We start from the raw sequence: 15209 nt of genomic DNA, 5'->3' as shown, positions 1-15209 counted from the left end.
CGGACAAGACACATGGCCGTTTTCGGCTCCGCCCCCATCGATCTCACAGCCGCGCTTGTCGTGCAGCCAACCGCGCTTGCCGATTGGCTGATCATCCTGCCCGTCGCGCTCTGCATCAGCGTCGGTGCCATCCTGATGATGGTGCGTTACACCACGCGCCTCCACGCTTGCATCGCCATTGCTGGCCTCGGTCTGCTGGTCCTCATCGATGCCGCCCTGCTGTGGAAGGTGGCAACGAACGGCCCTTTCACCATGGTCATGGGCCGCTGGCTGCCACCCTTCGGCATCGCCTTCACCGCAGATTTGACCGGAGCGGCGCTGGCGCTGGCCGGTGCCATCGCAGCCCTTGCCTGCGCCGTGCATGCCAGCGCCGATATCGATGACAGCGGTCGCCGCTATGGCTTCTATCCGTTCCTGATGCTGCTCATGGCCGGTGTCAGCGGCGCGTTCCTGACCGGCGATATCTTCAACCTCTATGTCTGGTTCGAGGTGCTGCTGGTGTCGTCCTTCGGGCTCATCGTGCTAGGCTCGACGAAGGAGCAGATCGATGGCGCGCTGAAATATGCCGTGCTCAATCTCATTGGCACCACGCTGTTTCTGATCGCGGTCGGCTACCTCTACGCCATCTTCGGCACGCTCAACATGGCCGATATTGCCGGGCGGGTGACCGGGGCAGGTGGGCAAGCGCCGCTGATGACGCTCGCCGCACTCTTCACGCTGGCCTTTGCCATGAAGGCGGCGGCCTTTCCGGTCAATTTCTGGCTGCCCGCCTCCTATCACACGCCGAAAATCGTCGTGTCTGCCCTGTTCGGCGGTCTCCTGACCAAGGTCGGCATCTATGCGCTGCTGCGCGTCATGATCATGTTGTTTCCGGTGCAGCGGGAAGAGCTGAGCTTTGTCATCGCCATCGTCGCATCCCTCACCATGATCCTGGGTGCCATGGGCGCTCTGGCGCAAAACGATCTCCGGCGGATGATGGGCTACATCGTCATATCCGGCATAGGCACCATGCTGGCAGGCGTGGCCATCGGCTCGCCATCATCAGTCGGTGGTGTCGTGTTTTACGCGCTGAATTCCGTGGTGGTCATGACGGCGCTCTATCTCACCATCGGCCACGCCGCCCGCATCGGTGGCGCCTGGACTTTATCGGATCTCAGCGGCCTTTACACCAGGGCACCCTGGTTTTCCGCACTGGCTTTGGCGCTGTTTTTCGCAGGCTCCGGCCTGCCGCCCTTTTCCGGCTTCTGGCCCAAGGCCATGCTGACCAAATCCGCCATCGACATCGGCGCATGGTGGCTGGCGGCCTCCATCTTGGTCTCCGGCTTTCTCTGCACCATCGCCTTCGCCCGCGTCTTCCTGCTCTGCTTCTGGCGCCCTTCGCCCGCAGGCATGAAGGCGGTCGCAGAGGTCGCCAACCCGCCAAGCCTTGCGCCTGTGGTGGCGCTGACCCTGCTCGTCATTGTCGTTGGCCTGTTTCCTGAACAGGTCATGAAGCTCAGCCAGCAGGCGGCCGATGGTCTGGCCGATCCGACCGCCTATATCCGCTCCGTCTTTCCGGGAGGGACCGCCCGATGAGCCTTTATGTGCTGGGAGCGCTCTTCACCCTCATCTGGCTCGCCATCTCCGGCAGCTACACGGTGCCCAATCTTCTGTTCGGCATGCTGGTTGCCGCCCTGTCTCTTGGCATCGTGCGTCATCAATTGCGGTCAAGCGACACCCACTGGACGCGCATCTGGGCCATCCTGTCATTGGGCCTTTCGTTCTTGAAGGAATTGGCGCTGTCGGCGTGGACGGTGGCAAAAACCGTAGTGAAACCGAAGATGGCTCTCACCCCCGGAATATTTGCCTATCCTCTGGCGGTAAACAGCGATTTCGAGATTACCCTTCTCGCCAACCTCATCACGCTCACCCCCGGCACGCTGTCCGTCGATGTGTCTGACGATCGCTCGATCCTCTATGTCCACGCGCTGGATTGCAGCGATATCGAAGCCACCAAGCGGTCGATTGCCAACGGGTTCGAGCGCAAGATCATGGAGGCGTTTCGCAAATGACACCGGAAGCACTGATCTCTTACGCCACCATCGTCGCATCCGTCATTCTGTCTGTCGCCTTCCTGCTCGCCGTCTACCGGGTGGTGGCGGGGCCGACCTTGCCGGACCGAATCGTCGCGCTGGATACGCTGGTTGGTATCGCCATCGGATTTATCGCCGTCATCGCCATCCGCACGGGCTTTGATCTTTATGTGGATATCGCCATCGCGCTGTGCCTCCTCGGCTTTCTTGCAACGGTTGCATTCGCCCGTTTCGTCCTGTCGCGCACGCCACAGCAGGGGCAACGGGCCTGCGAGGTACTGGATGGTACGGACGTGGTGCCGGCAGTCTCACCGCAGTTTCGCAGAAAACCGAAACGGAAAAAGGCAAGGGGAGCGAAAAAATGAACTGGTTTGTCGCCGTCATCGTCACGGTGCTGCTACTGGGTGGAGCAACGTTTTCCCTCATCGCTGCCATTGGTATAAACCGCTTTCCCGACCTTTATACTCGCATGCATGCGGCCTCCAAGGCCGGTACTGTCGGCTCGGGACTGCTTCTTCTTGCGGTGGGCATCAATGCACTGGAGGTTGCTGTTTTGGTTCGCTCTCTCGCGGGGTTTTTCTTTGTCGTGCTGACTGCCCCAGTATCCGCACATTTGCTTGCCAAAGCTTCCCACCAAGTCGGTTATCGACTGTCGTCTGTAACCGTAATAGATCAACGCAAAGCAGACCTTAAGTTGAGTTGATCCGTTTGCTAGATTATTACCCTATTCGCGTTTTGAACATATTCTAGTTTTGTCATCTACGATTTCTAATAGATGGAATAAGCCCGATTTCCTTTGAAATAGTCCAAAATACTAATTGGACTTTTTTTGGTTTGGTGTTATCCACGATAGGTAAAGTAGATGATGTTGATTTGCGTTTTGCGAAACCGGTAGTCCAGTTAGACATTTTATTGATGGCTAAACTATCTCTGTCAGAGAATATCTGGATATCTATTGCGATCTTCGCAGTTGCTGAGGGAAGTTCTGTTCGCGGCAAAAGATAGGCCCGGACCTCTCAGTCGAGCGCAAACCAATGGTTTGGGGTTAACTTCACTTCCCAGGCAAAGGCTCAAGGCCTTGTGCCGGTGAAGGCATGAATAGGAGAGATATAGATGACGGAAACTACATATGGCGGCGCTCAGGATTTGCTCGTCGAACTGACGGCGGATATCGTTGCTGCCTATGTTAGCCACCACGTCGTTCCGGTCACGGAGCTTCCAGGCCTCATTTCAGACGTCCACACAGCCCTCAGCGGCACCTCGACTCCTGTCGTGGCAGCGGTCAACGTCGAAAAGCAGAAGCCTGCGGTGTCTGTGCGCAAATCGGTTCAGGATGATCAGATCATCTGCCTGGAATGTGGCGGTTCGTTCAAGTCGCTCAAGCGTCATTTGACGACGCATCACAGCATCACTCCGGAAGAATACCGCGAGAAGTGGGACCTGCCGGTGGATTACCCGATGGTCGCCCCGGCCTATGCAGAAGCGCGCTCGCGCCTCGCCAAGGAAATGGGCCTCGGCCAGCGTCGCAAATCCGCGCGTTGATATCGACAATTTCATACGTTCAGAAAGCCGGTCCCTGTGGCCGGCTTTTTTGTGCGCAGAGGTAACGGGAAATAAGAAAATAGTCCTTTCCTTGTTTTGGTTGAAATAGTTTTCAGTGATTTCAATTTGTTACGAAGCGCCTGAAATTCGAAGATTGTAGGCGTGTTTTTGATGGTGTATGAATTAATTCCTATTTATGAGGAGTTACACCATGTCGCTTTACCCATCACCCCACGGGCCAGACCCCGCTGAAAGTCATTGCACATCGCTGCCCAGCGTCACGGCGGCGCAGCGTGAAGCCTGCCAGCGCGTCCGCCAGATCACCTGCGATATGTTTGCCGAGATCGTCGAGCGCAACACGGTGCGCCGGGACCGGCGGCACGCCATGTCGCATATCCGCCAGATCGCCATCTATGTCTGCCACGTGGTGCTATCGCTGCCGCTGCCGGAGGTCGCGGTGTGTTTCGGGCGCGACCGGTCCACCGTCAGCCTCACATGCCAGCATGTTGAGGATCGCCGCGACGATCCCGGTTTCGATGCCTTCGTGACCGCCGTCGAGGAGAAGTCCAAAGCTCTGATTGTCATGCTGGAGGCCGATGCCCATGGTTGAGAACCCCAACAAGCCGGATCGCGCACTCATCCGCCTGCTGCGCTTCATCGGACGCAACACGGCGCGCGTCACCGAGACCGGCGGCAGTCTGGACATCCATATCGACAACGCGCCCCAGCCACTGGCGATTACCAGCTCTTTGCTTGCCAAGTCGATTTCGATGGGCTTGCTGCGCCGGGAGGCGGACAGACTGTCATGCGAAAACACCGTCAGCGCCTATCTCAAGCGCGCCATGGTCAAGGACCGCGACGAGATTTTTCAGGAGCAGCATCGCGTGTCCGAGCCCGTGTCTCTAGAGGTGGATGGCACGCGCCAGACGGTACGCCGCAATGAATTATCCGCGCCACTTCTGGCGCTGGCGCGTCTGAAGGACCGTGATGGACAGGCCTTCTTCTCTGCAGAGGCTTTGGACGCGGGCGAACGATTGGCCAGCGATTTCCACCGCGGCCATTTGAGCCCCCGTATCACCGCCTCATGGGAACCGCGCCTGGCAAAGCGGACCAAAGGCCATGCCAACGGTGCTCAGGATCTCAGCGATACCGCCATGTCCGCCCGCCTGCGCTTCTCCAGGGCCGCAGATGCCATGGGCCCGGAACTCTCCGGCGTCGCCATTGATGTCTGCTGTTTCGAAAAAGGCCTGGAACTGGTGGAACGCGAACGCCAATGGCCAGTCCGCTCCGCCAAGCTCATGCTGCGCACCGCCTTGCTCGTGCTCTCGCGACACTACGCCCCACCGCAAGGCCCTAGCCGCAGACGAGACGGACACCATTGGGGTGCAGAGGATTATAGACCGGTGTGAGGTGCTTTTGCTTCTATGCCTCATCCCGTTTTGCCGAGACAAAGGCACTGTCAAGTCGCTGTTCGCCGCCGCCTTCCGATGTCGCTTTCATCAACGTTTCCCAGTCATCGGGTGGATTGCCATCATTCAGCATGGTCTTGAAAACGGCATAGGTATCCGTTTTGGAGCCATATGTTCGCAGGGTATTTTCATCGTTCACCCAGGCAAAGATGATGACCTTGGCCCGGGTGCTGTAGCGGAAAAAAAGACGAAACCGCCCACCACCGAACTTTACCCGAAACCAGTGGCGGCGGCTGGTGCCCAGCGTATTTCCCTGAACATAAGAGGTCGATGTCGGGTCTTGTGGTATCTTGTCGAACAGAAGTGACTGGAGCGCCGCGAGCAACTTGGCATTGGCGCTATTGCGATACGCGTCGGGGTCTTTTCGCGCCTGCTTTTCCACCGCCGCTGTCAATTTTTCGAGCTGATCGAGGAGAAGCGGATGCGCGCGGACTGTCCAGCCATTGATGACAGGCATGGTCAGAGGGCCACATCGCCGGTGATCGGCTCATCCACATCGACCTGCATACCCTCGGTCAGTTCCATCATCCGCTGGCGCAGAGCGTCTGGAAATTCCATGATATGGTCCGGGTGCTTTTCCATGTCCTTGGACAGGAAGGCGAGGAAGCCATCGACGACCGGATCGTCCTCATCCTCGATTTCCTTCTCGATGGACACATGCCTGTTTTCATCGATATAGAACGCGATCCGCCCGCCATAACCCAGCCCCAGCGCATCGCGAACGGATTTGGGAACCGTGACCTGGCCCTTTTCGGTGATTGTGCTGACTTTTTTCAACAAAGCAGGCATGGGCGCTCCTTGATAGCATCGCAAAAGTAAGGAGAATTCCTTACTTTGTCAATACCTCAAGCCGCCAGAACCTGCGCTTCTGCGCGGATGCGGTTGATCATCGAGCGCAGGCCGTTGGCGCGTTGGGAGGACAAGTGTTCCACGAGGCCGATTTTGCTGAAGACGTCGAGGGCGTCGAGTTTGGCAATATCGGAGGCTTTTTTGCCGGAATAAACGGCCATGACGATGGCGACGAGGCCGCGCACGATGTGAGCGTCGGAATCGCCCTCGAAGGTCAGCACCGGATCGGCGGCGCCGTCGCTGTGGCTGACGAGCCAGACCTGGCTGGCGCAACCTTGTACTTTGTTGTCGGCGGTCTTCTTGTCTTCGGCCAAATCCGGCAGTTCCTTGCCCAGCTCGATCACATAGCGGTAGCGATCCTCCCAATCGTCGAGAAAGGCAAAGTCGTCCATGATCTTGTCGAGAGAAGCCATCTGTTCGTCATCCATTGTGTCTACGCCAGCATATAGGTCAAACCACCGACGAATTGAACCGCCATGTTTGCGAAAAAAAGCCCTGCGACGAAGCGATTTCGTGCAGGGCTTGGCAAGTCGGGCAGTCAGGCGGCCCTCAGATGGACCGCAAGCGGAGGTGCGCGAGGTGGGTGCCTCGGCAGAATTTGTCTAATGCGTCGTGTTGCTCAAGGGGCCGGGCGGCGCTGGGGCAGGGGCACGTAGGGCTGCGATTTTATGGTGCCGGTTTTGATGTCGTCGCTTTCGAGCGCAACGTCGATCTTCTCGGCAGGCATGGTCACGGCGGGTGTCGCAGGTGCGGCGTCGGCAATCTTGGTGGAGGGCGCGCTGCTGGCAAGCTGCGCATCGATCAGCTGGTAGGCGACTTTGGCACCTTCACGGGCTCTCTCACCCAAGGCGTGGAAGGTTTCGGCGCCCTTGACGCAGACCTCTGGCTTTTCGACGCAGATGGCGCTGACATAACGGTAGGCTTCGCTGGCAGCAGAGACGGCGCCTGCAACATTCATCTGCGAGGTCTGCGACGTGCTGTCGTTGGATCCGCCGAAGTAGGACAGCGCCACCAGAACCAGCGAAAAGAAGATCGATGACTTGATCAAGAACCACATAGCGAAACTACCCCGTTAAAACGCCGCCCTTTTCGGGTCATCCGTATCTGCCCTGTTTCGTTTGCTTCGTTTCGGGCTTGCAAACACCCTATCCCCAACAGACCAACAGCCATTTGCGAAAACCGTCGGGATTTAATTCAAATTGTAGCTATTTGTTCCGCCGCTGGACGGCTCATCGCATTTCGTTCAACTTTTAACGGACCATGTTAAGCATAATTGCGGCGGTCCCCAACAAATGCAGGGGATAGGGCGCCAAAGCACTGCCTTAAAGATTAACGCAATGAGAAAAATATAACGAAATCCTTCGCTTACCTGCCATTAACCATGAAATGCAAAGTCTGGCCCAAATGCTCCGAAATGGGATTCACCGCGGCATTAACCGGGGGAGGAGAGCTTCCTTTTAGCCTTTCCTTAAGCCGCGCCGCCCTATTGTCAGCCATGGTTAAGGGCTCTTTCGCCCCTTTGGAATTCGGTGTTCAGGTATTGCGTAACATTACGGAAAAAGCGATTGCGTTGATCGATCATGCCACTGGCATGTGGCTGTCGCGCATGGAAGAAGACGCCAGCGTGCGGGTCGCCACGGTGCAGGCTTTGCGCAGGCTGGTGACATCGGGCGTTGCCGCCGTCTTTATCGTTCCCGTCGTTTTCTGCTTTGCCTTCCCGGTTTCCGTCGCACTGCCTCTGGGTGTCGCCACCGTCTTTGCCGTCTTCCTTGCCGCCGCCGCTTGCCTCCTTGCGCTGCGCAGGCCGCAGACGCGCGACACCATTGCCGCACCCGCTGGCACGCCATCGGTATCGACCACGCATATGCCCGGCCTCGTCGTGTTTTTCGATGAGCATGGCATCGTCAAGGGCGTGTCGGGTCGCGATCTCAAGCAGTTTCCCGCGCATTTCCAGAATTGCACCGGCCACGTTTTTGCCGAACTGGTGCATGTGTCCGATCGGATTGGCCTGATGCAGGCTTTCGATGAGCTACGCCAGGGCCACGAGAATGCCGTTGCGGATTTGCGCTTCGAAAACGCCATCGGCCCGCGCCAAAACCAGTTTCTCTATGCCCGCATCGACATTACCGCCGAGCGCGACCGCAATGGCCGTCTGACCGGCGTTATCGGCCAGATGCGCGACATCACCGAAAAGGAAATTCTGCGCAAGGAAGTGGCGCGCAAGGCAGCGGAAGCCGAATCCGCCAACGATGCCAAGTCGCGTTTTCTGGCTGCCGTCAGCCACGAGTTGCGCACGCCGCTCAATGCCGTGCTGGGCTTTTCAGATATTCTGGCGGGCGAATATTTCGGCAAGCTGGAAAACGATCGCCAGCGCGAGTATGTCTCGCTCATCCGCCAGTCCGGCGCCCATCTTCTGTCGGTGGTCAACACCATGCTGGATATGAGCAAGCTGGAAGCGGGCCGTTATGAGTTGATCATGGAGCCCTTCCGCATCACCGATGCCATCGCCACCTGCGAAGGCATGTTGGGCCTTCAGGCAAGACAGAAGGGCCTGACCCTGACCAGCCGGGTGCAGCGCGACATCGGCGAAGTCGTGGCCGATCAGCGCGCCATCCAGCAGGTTCTCATCAATCTGGCCGGCAACGCCATCAAGTTTACCGAATCGGGTGGTGTGGTGTCCATGGATGCGTCCTTGGAGGGAAGCACCCTGAAGCTCACCGTCAGCGATACCGGCATCGGCATCGCCGAAGACAAGATCGCGTTTCTGGGCCAGCCCTTCATGCAGGTGCAGAATGAATTTACCCGCCGCTATGAAGGCACGGGTCTGGGCCTCGCACTGGTCAAGGGGCTGGTGGAACTGCATGGCGGCAGCTTTGCGATTTCCAGCCGCGCCGGTGAAGGCACCGTGGTCACGATCCTTTTGCCTGCGGATGGCTCCGGCCATGTTGCCGGTTCGGATCGCGACGATGCGAAGGGTCCGGTGGAGTTTCCGCCGCGCCTCAAGCCACAGGCTGCGGGCACGAGCAAGATGATCAAGGAGGATGTTGCGGATGGCCGCGCCAAAGCGAAAATCGCCTAGGAAAACACCGGCGCGCAAGGAGCCCGGTTTCGTTTCTGTGGCAGCACTCGCCATGGGGCATCAGATCCTGCGGCATCCCAAACTGGTGGGCGGCACCGCCGCCTTTCTCGTCGTCTTCGGCTTTGTAGCCGCCAATGCGTTATGGTATCAGCCGGGCCATCACCCGTCGCCTTTCCTGCGCACCCGCGATGAGGAAAACCCCAACGGCATTCCCGGTTATCGCGTCGCGTCGGGACTAGCCGAGCATGGCAATGTCACCACCTTCCGCATAGAGCGGCAGGCCGATGCACCGCAGCAGCCCGTTGAAACGACGCCCGCTGCCCAACCTGCCGATGTGGCAGATGTCATCGCCCAGTCAGCACCGCAAGCGACGCCGCATCAGCCATCCGAACTGGTGGCCGAAATCCAGCGCGAACTTGCCCGCCGTGGCCTCTACGAAGGTCCGGCAGACGGCATGCCGGGGCCGCGCACGACGGCGGCCATTCTGTTTTTCGAGGAAACCGTCGGCATGGAGCAGACGGGCGAGCCGACAAGCCGCGTATTGTCGGCTATGAAGATCGATAGCGCCACCACGGTTGCCGCCATTCCCAAAGCCCTGCCGAAGGACCGCCCCGCCGAGCCCAATTCCGGTGGCGTCGCCATCGATCCGGTGGCCGCCGCCATTCGCAACGCCGAATCCGGTTCAACGAAGCCACAATCGGTCTCGCTGACTTCCGGCAACACGCCTAAGTCTGCGCCGAAGGATATGGTCGCGAAGATACAGCAGGGCCTTGTCAACATCGCCTATGCGGATGTGAAGGTGGATGGCGTTCCCGGCGAACAGACCCGCACCGCCATCCGCAATTTCGAAAAGCACTATCGCTTGCCTGAAACCGGCGAGCCCAACGAAGCGGTGCTGAAAAAGCTGAAATCCATCGGCGCTTTGTGATACCTGTCTATCATGCGCCTCAAATCCGAGATTTTCGTCTCCGCCCTTATCCGCCGCGTATTCTCGGTCGGTGATTTCGCCGCTGTGGAACGCAAGGGCGCGGACGCCGCCGGTGCCATCTTCATCCGCCAGCGCCTCCGCGGCGGCCTGGAAAACCTCTACGCCCCAGCACCCCAAAGCTTTTCCGACGACGAAGAGGAGAGGGCCGAACGCCGCTTCGAACAACGGCTGTCGGGCGCTGAGGCGCAGGAGGTCGAAGTGTTGCTGGAGAAAGAGCGTCGTTTCGACAGCGATCTTTGGGTGGTGGAGTTGGAAACGGAAAGCGTCGATGGGCTGTTTACGGTTGTGGGCGGTTGAGAGCTTTGGATCGCAAGCCGTAGCGTGTGGCTCGCCCCCTCTGTCCTGCCGGACATCTCCCCACAAGGAGGGAGATCAGAAAGACGCACTCTCTTCAATTTATTTGCAGCCTTGAAGATGGGCGAGAGCTACCCGCGAGTCGATCTCCCCACCTGTGGGGGAGATGCCTGGCAAGGCAGAGGGGGGTAGGCCCCACACGCTGCCGGCAACGTTCGTCCTACCGCCGCACCACCAACCGCTCACGCGCATCGTCGCGCATATCCACGCTCTCCCTGGTGGGGTCGGTCGTGGAACTGTCGGCACGCCGCCAGCTTTCGATGCGATCTTCGCATTGCGCGGCGTCGAGATTGTCGAGCATGACTTCGGCGCGGGTCATATCGCCATCGCGAACCTTCAGATGCGGATAAAAGCTTTCCAGCACGAAGGCGGCGTCAACGATGTCGACGCCAAGGCCGACCATGGTCGTGGCCAGTTTCTGGCCGGAAATATCCAGCATCACCTGTTCCGACAGCCAGTGGCTGGCAGACAGAGAGTCCGACAGTGCCCGGGAAAACTGCCGGGCATCACGGGCTCGAGCAAAGCGAACCAGCAAGGCTTCCTGCACATCGGTCAGGCGGCGGCGCCCCAGCGTATCGCCATGGGTGCGGTTGAGCTGCCGCGCCATGGTGCGCAGCTGGCGGCGCAAATCTTCTTCGCGCTCGGCAATCGTCTTTTGGGTAAACAGCGAAACATCCGGGGTCGCCTCGTCTGCCCTGCCTTGGGTATTGACCGGCGGGCGCGAATGGCGAAGGCCGACCAGCGCATCGATGACGGTCGGGGAAAGGTCATCGCGACGCACGATGGTGCGCGCATGCGCGCCACCTTGGGTGCGGGCAATGGTGATCAGCGTGTCGTCATCCAGACATCTGGACGAAACAAGGAACGGCGCAGATAGCGCAATCGGCTGGCTGGCGATGAAGAAAGCAACGGCCGATGGCACATTCGGGTTTTGAGACAGAGCCGCGATCGCATCCCGCTTCGCCTCGGCCGTGGAGGCGGTAAACAGCGGCAGAAACAATTCCGCAAACTGCCGAAGCTCTGATCTGGAGGGATGAGAAAGGCCTTCGAAACTCGATATAGTGGCCATCAGCACCACGTCTTTCTTCCTCTCGGCCCTTGGCCTTTCTAATTCTCGAAACCGGTCGGTCAACGCAATACCCAACAGACGCAAAACAAAACACTATGATCAAATTACATCAAACGTGTTGACGCCCTGTTAACCAGCGAAGGGGCAAAGCTTTTTTTGGTTTTATTCACAGTGAATTTTTAAGAATTTATTTTTGAAAAAAGTTTGGAACCCCGCTTGGGGCTCTCGCGTTAAAACGCGCTAGCGGGGACTCGCCGACCGTGCTTGTGACATGGAGCGACGAGCCCCTGACCGCCATCATGGCGGCTAAGGGCGTTAGACATGACGAAAACGACACACGTCAAACACGGCATGGTGGAAAATTAACCCGTGATTTTCTTTGGCGTTTGAAATTCCTTAAATTTTTCAAAGACTTTCAAAAACGGCGTGAAACTGTGCTCACAGGACTGTGAACACAGCCTTTCTGAATGGTTTCTGCAACAGCGACAATTTGAATGATTTTTGTACGAGCCTGGGAATATTAGGATTAACGTCCGGTTAATCTTTGCGTGTTTGTAATGCCTGAAGCGGTTAGAGATTCGGTGCTAAATCTATAGTGCGAAATCTAGCAGGTGAGGCGGGCAAGCATATGGCCCCGCTCTCGAGCGCACGTCTCCCATGCCAGTCTGTGGACTGGAAATGAACAATGTTGTGGTGCTGATATTCCTGCGCGTCCGCAAGGCCTCGCGCGTCTATTCGATAACCAATGCGTCATGCCCCCTGAGAGGAGAAGATTATGGCAGACATTATCTCGTTCTACGCGGCGACCCGCCGCTTGAAACGACCGGCGTTGAGCGAAAGTGCAGCCGTCGGACCCGCGCAGCTTCTGTTTTTCACCGGCGTGCGCTATGAGCGCCCGATCATCGATATCCAGATGGAAAACCGCAAGAAGCCGCGCAAACGCAAGGTCATCACCGTTTCAACGGATGCTGCGATCGGCTCTTAATGGGGATTGCGTGAAGGCTGGTTATTGCCCGGCCGTCTGCGCGCATTTCGCCTCGCCTAAAAACCGCGTGGCTTCTTCCACGAAGCTTGGCTGCGGCACCATGGTGCGCAACACCGCATAGCCCTTGTTCTGGGCTGCTTCCACCAGAATGGATTGTGACAGAGCCGCAGGCTGTGCCTTGCGAATGGCGGCCAACTGCACCTGGTTGGCGACCAGAATATCCAGCTCACCGCCCGCCGATGTGCGATCGTTCATGCTGAAGATTTCGTTGGACGCGCTATCGAAAATCGCCACCGACCAGAACGGCACCGCCCCAAAGGCTTCCAACCGCACCGGCTTGTCCGAAATATCGAAGGTGCAGACGGCCACCCGCATGAAGGGATCGCCGCTGCCAAGCTCCGTCTTCTCACGGCTGTCATCCAGAAGATGAAACAGATTGGCCGCCCCTTCCGCCACCGCACGCGTATAGGCGTCGCGGTTGGAAAAATGCGGTGTCGATAGCAGAATGACCAGATGCAGCACGGCTGCACCCACAAGCCCCACGAAAATGGCAAAGACGACCTTAAGCATTGCCGCATCCTGCCTTGCGGATATCCGGCATCTTGATGTCGATGAGGCCCGTGCTGCCCGCAACCGGCGTATCGAGCAGGGTCAGCACCAGCTTGAAATTGCTGCCCTGTGGCACCGACAGCCAATTGTAGGTCTGGGCACTAGCGGCCACGCTGATATCCATGCCGCCATCCGGCCCGTGCAACAGCGTGCGGGAGTTGAGCGCGAATGGCCGGCCCGAGCCGTCATCCAGAAGGTTGCCCTGCTGATCTGCGGCATACAGCGTCCAGAAGCGGGATGGGGGCACGTTGCCGCTCAAACTGTAGCGGCATTGGCCGGTCAGGCGCTGGCCGTCGCTATCGGTTGCTGCGGTGAAGCTCAAACCCTCGGCCGTTCCGTAGAGCAGCTTGCCCGCATCGGAGCGGTGCGACTTGGCATAAGGATCGGCCTCGATCGTCTGTGCTTCGGGAAAGGCATCCCACGCGCCGATCTTGATAGACCCAAAACCATCCGTCGCTTCCAGCGCCGCCAGCGTGGATAAAATTCCGCCGCCGAAGGCGACAATGAGCGAGATTGCAACAAGAAATGGAACTCGGAACACGCTGTTTTCCCGTTTTGGAACAGGTGAGGGTTAGCACTGATTCCGTTTGGGGGAAATGGGCAGAACGCCATGGCGATGAGGCTTTCCATAAATCTTCGCGTTTCCTGCTGATGATGTATGGACCTTGTCTGGGTTACTCTGCTTTAGACTCAAGCGCCGTGCGGGCGATGTCCGAAAGGCGGGCATCTCGAAAGGCCTTTGCCAAAGCCAGCTCTGCGCCCTGGAACGCCTCCAGAAGCCTTGCATTCGTTGCTTTTTCCACCGGACAGGAGGGATGATCGTTAGAAAGGGGAGCTTCCAGAAGCGTGTCGCCCTGAAGCGCTTGCTGAATATCGAGGATCGTCAACTCGTCCAACGGTTTGGCGAGCGACCAGCCGCCGCCGCGACCACCTTCCGAAGCAACGATCCCGTGCCGCCGCAACTGGCCCATGGTTCGCCGGACCACGACGGCATTGGTATTCAGCATCTGCGCAATGCGCTCGGATGTTTCCCGCCCGCCTAAAAGCCCCATGTGAACGAGAACATGCACCATTCGCGCCAGCCGTCCATCCTGTCTCAATCGTGACACCTCCATTAAATGTAACAATATTTGTTACGGTATCTTGATCCCATCTATTCTGTAACATATCTTGATACGCAATGAAGATGAAATGTCGCTGCATTGAAACATGCCTTTCGAGGAGACCGATATGAAACAGCGGATGATCAAGACACAAACCCTGCACATGAACATTCTGGAAGCGGGCGAGGGGCCGTTGGTGCTGCTATGCCATGGGTTTCCGGAAACCTCGCATGCATGGCGTTACCAGATCAATGCTTTGGCAGATGCCGGTTTTCATGCCGTCGCCCCGGATATGCGCGGCTACGGCCAGACCGAAGCACCGCTGGATTCGGCGCAGTTTACCGTGTTCGATCTTGTGGGTGACATGGTGAGTTTGGTCAATGCGCTGGGTGAGGACAAGGCTACCTTCATCGGCAATGATTGGGGTGCGACAGTCGCCTGGCAGGCAGCGCTTCTGCGCCCGGATCGTTTTCATAAGGTCGTCGCCATGGGAGTACCCATGATGGTCCCGCCACCCGTTGCGCCCAGCGCTATCTTCCCAGCCACTGGTGATGCACTGCTTTACGCCCTTTATTTCCAGCAGGATGAGGCGCGCCTGGAGTTGGAAAAGGACCCTGAAACGACGCTGCGCAAAATCTATCATGCGGCCAGTGGCGAGGCCGGGCCGCGCCTGCCGGGCAATGGTACGCCCAACCCGTTCGGAATGGTGTCGCGAGAACGTGGTTTGCTCGCCGATCTGCCGGATCGTCCGGTGTCATGGCTGACGGATGCCGATTGGGATGTGCTGGTGCACGCCTTTACCGCATCCGGTTTTACAGGCGGCCTCAATTACTACAAAAACCTGGATCGCAACTGGCAGCTTGCGCACGCTTTGTCCGGCTTGAAAGTGACTGTCCCCGCGCTGTTCATGGTGGGTGAGCGCGATACCGGTCTTGCTATTCCGGGCATGCGAGAGATGATCGAGGCTATGCCTGCACTGGTTCCAGCTTTAAAGACGACGCAGATCATTGCCGGGGCAGGCCATTGGCTGCCGCAGGAAGCACCGGATGTGGTAAACCGGTCCATCATCGCGTTTCTGAAAGGCTGACGT

20 protein-coding genes are annotated in these 15209 nt (G+C 58.2%); 12 read left to right on the top strand and 8 right to left on the bottom strand.

Annotated features, from left to right (window positions below):
• The first annotated feature begins 12 nt into the window (after window positions 1–12).
• The 7 genes from RRU01S_RS15600 to RRU01S_RS15570 all read left to right on the top strand — a co-directional run bounded on the left by RRU01S_RS15600 (window position 13) and on the right by RRU01S_RS15570 (window position 5023).
• Window positions 13–1575: a Na+/H+ antiporter subunit D gene (locus RRU01S_RS15600; protein ID WP_045231219.1), complete on the top strand. Its 1563-nt coding sequence runs from the start codon at window positions 13–15 to the stop codon at window positions 1573–1575.
• Window positions 1572–2051, top strand: coding sequence for a Na+/H+ antiporter subunit E (locus RRU01S_RS15595; protein ID WP_045231218.1), 480 nt, complete (start codon window positions 1572–1574; stop codon window positions 2049–2051). The genes RRU01S_RS15600 and RRU01S_RS15595 overlap by 4 nt, the downstream gene beginning before the upstream one ends.
• Window positions 2048–2437 carry a cation:proton antiporter gene (locus tag RRU01S_RS15590; protein WP_045231217.1) on the top strand — a complete coding sequence of 130 codons (390 nt, stop codon included), beginning with the start codon at window positions 2048–2050 and terminating at the stop codon, window positions 2435–2437. The genes RRU01S_RS15595 and RRU01S_RS15590 overlap by 4 nt, the downstream gene beginning before the upstream one ends.
• Window positions 2434–2775, top strand: a complete 342-nt coding sequence (mnhG, locus tag RRU01S_RS15585; protein ID WP_045231216.1) for a monovalent cation/H(+) antiporter subunit G — start codon at window positions 2434–2436, stop codon at window positions 2773–2775. Before RRU01S_RS15590 ends, mnhG begins: the two co-directional genes overlap by 4 nt.
• A gap of 410 nt (window positions 2776–3185) precedes the next feature.
• Window positions 3186–3614, top strand: a complete 429-nt coding sequence (locus tag RRU01S_RS15580) for a Ros/MucR family transcriptional regulator (protein ID WP_045231215.1) — start codon at window positions 3186–3188, stop codon at window positions 3612–3614.
• A 211-nt stretch (window positions 3615–3825) separates the two neighbouring features.
• Window positions 3826–4224 carry a helix-turn-helix domain-containing protein gene (locus RRU01S_RS15575; RefSeq protein ID WP_045231214.1) on the top strand — a complete coding sequence of 133 codons (399 nt, stop codon included), beginning with the start codon at window positions 3826–3828 and terminating at the stop codon, window positions 4222–4224.
• Window positions 4217–5023: a DUF6456 domain-containing protein gene (locus tag RRU01S_RS15570; protein WP_234936164.1), complete on the top strand. Its 807-nt coding sequence runs from the start codon at window positions 4217–4219 to the stop codon at window positions 5021–5023. Before RRU01S_RS15575 ends, RRU01S_RS15570 begins: the two co-directional genes overlap by 8 nt.
• 13 nt (window positions 5024–5036) lie before the next feature.
• Here RRU01S_RS15570 and RRU01S_RS15565 read toward each other — a convergent pair whose 3' ends face one another.
• From RRU01S_RS15565 to RRU01S_RS15550, 4 genes are all read right to left on the bottom strand, one after another.
• Entirely contained in the window at window positions 5037–5540 is a 504-nt protein-coding gene (locus RRU01S_RS15565; protein WP_045231212.1) for a type II toxin-antitoxin system YhaV family toxin, read from the bottom strand.
• Between the two features lie 2 nt (window positions 5541–5542).
• Complete coding sequence (locus tag RRU01S_RS15560; RefSeq protein WP_045231211.1) at window positions 5543–5872, bottom strand: type II toxin-antitoxin system PrlF family antitoxin; 330 nt, start codon at window positions 5870–5872, stop codon at window positions 5543–5545.
• A gap of 56 nt (window positions 5873–5928) precedes the next feature.
• Window positions 5929–6345 carry a SufE family protein gene (locus RRU01S_RS15555; RefSeq protein ID WP_045231278.1) on the bottom strand — a complete coding sequence of 139 codons (417 nt, stop codon included), beginning with the start codon at window positions 6343–6345 and terminating at the stop codon, window positions 5929–5931.
• Between the two features lie 206 nt (window positions 6346–6551).
• Entirely contained in the window at window positions 6552–6989 is a 438-nt protein-coding gene (locus RRU01S_RS15550; RefSeq protein ID WP_045231210.1) for a DUF5330 domain-containing protein, read from the bottom strand.
• 438 nt (window positions 6990–7427) lie between these two features.
• On the opposite strand from RRU01S_RS15550, the gene RRU01S_RS15545 reads away from it, so the two are divergent.
• From RRU01S_RS15545 to RRU01S_RS15535, 3 genes are read left to right on the top strand one after another with little or no spacing between them, the layout of a single operon-like run.
• Complete coding sequence (locus RRU01S_RS15545; protein ID WP_174447693.1) at window positions 7428–9011, top strand: sensor histidine kinase; 1584 nt, start codon at window positions 7428–7430, stop codon at window positions 9009–9011.
• Window positions 8983–9939, top strand: coding sequence for a peptidoglycan-binding domain-containing protein (locus tag RRU01S_RS15540; protein WP_045231209.1), 957 nt, complete (start codon window positions 8983–8985; stop codon window positions 9937–9939). The genes RRU01S_RS15545 and RRU01S_RS15540 overlap by 29 nt, the downstream gene beginning before the upstream one ends.
• A 12-nt stretch (window positions 9940–9951) precedes the next feature.
• Complete coding sequence (locus tag RRU01S_RS15535; RefSeq protein ID WP_045231208.1) at window positions 9952–10296, top strand: DUF1491 family protein; 345 nt, start codon at window positions 9952–9954, stop codon at window positions 10294–10296.
• A gap of 217 nt (window positions 10297–10513) precedes the next feature.
• Here RRU01S_RS15535 and RRU01S_RS15530 read toward each other — a convergent pair whose 3' ends face one another.
• On the bottom strand, window positions 10514–11431 hold the full coding sequence (locus RRU01S_RS15530) for a hypothetical protein (RefSeq protein ID WP_045231207.1): 918 nt from the start codon (window positions 11429–11431) through the stop codon (window positions 10514–10516).
• 766 nt (window positions 11432–12197) lie between these two features.
• Between RRU01S_RS15530 and RRU01S_RS15525 the strand changes: the two genes are divergently transcribed.
• Window positions 12198–12407 (top strand): hypothetical protein, encoded by a 210-nt coding sequence (locus RRU01S_RS15525; protein WP_045231206.1) that lies wholly within the window; start codon window positions 12198–12200, stop codon window positions 12405–12407.
• Window positions 12408–12428: 21 nt separating this feature from the next.
• Here RRU01S_RS15525 and RRU01S_RS15520 read toward each other — a convergent pair whose 3' ends face one another.
• The 3 genes from RRU01S_RS15520 to RRU01S_RS15510 all read right to left on the bottom strand — a co-directional run bounded on the left by RRU01S_RS15520 (window position 12429) and on the right by RRU01S_RS15510 (window position 14116).
• Window positions 12429–12977, bottom strand: a complete 549-nt coding sequence (locus tag RRU01S_RS15520; protein ID WP_045231205.1) for a DUF1254 domain-containing protein — start codon at window positions 12975–12977, stop codon at window positions 12429–12431.
• Window positions 12970–13557, bottom strand: a complete 588-nt coding sequence (locus tag RRU01S_RS15515; protein ID WP_045231204.1) for a DUF1214 domain-containing protein — start codon at window positions 13555–13557, stop codon at window positions 12970–12972. The genes RRU01S_RS15520 and RRU01S_RS15515 overlap by 8 nt, the downstream gene beginning before the upstream one ends.
• Before the next feature lie 133 nt (window positions 13558–13690).
• Window positions 13691–14116 carry an RrF2 family transcriptional regulator gene (locus RRU01S_RS15510; protein ID WP_108722664.1) on the bottom strand — a complete coding sequence of 142 codons (426 nt, stop codon included), beginning with the start codon at window positions 14114–14116 and terminating at the stop codon, window positions 13691–13693.
• A gap of 130 nt (window positions 14117–14246) precedes the next feature.
• On the opposite strand from RRU01S_RS15510, the gene RRU01S_RS15505 reads away from it, so the two are divergent.
• Window positions 14247–15206, top strand: coding sequence for an alpha/beta fold hydrolase (locus RRU01S_RS15505; protein ID WP_081880099.1), 960 nt, complete (start codon window positions 14247–14249; stop codon window positions 15204–15206).
• The last annotated feature ends 3 nt before the right edge of the window (window positions 15207–15209 follow it).

The sequence above is a fragment of the Agrobacterium rubi TR3 = NBRC 13261 genome, assembly GCF_000739935.1.
Lineage (GTDB): Bacteria > Pseudomonadota > Alphaproteobacteria > Rhizobiales > Rhizobiaceae > Agrobacterium > Agrobacterium rubi.
This window is presented reverse-complemented; position numbering and strand designations above follow the sequence as displayed.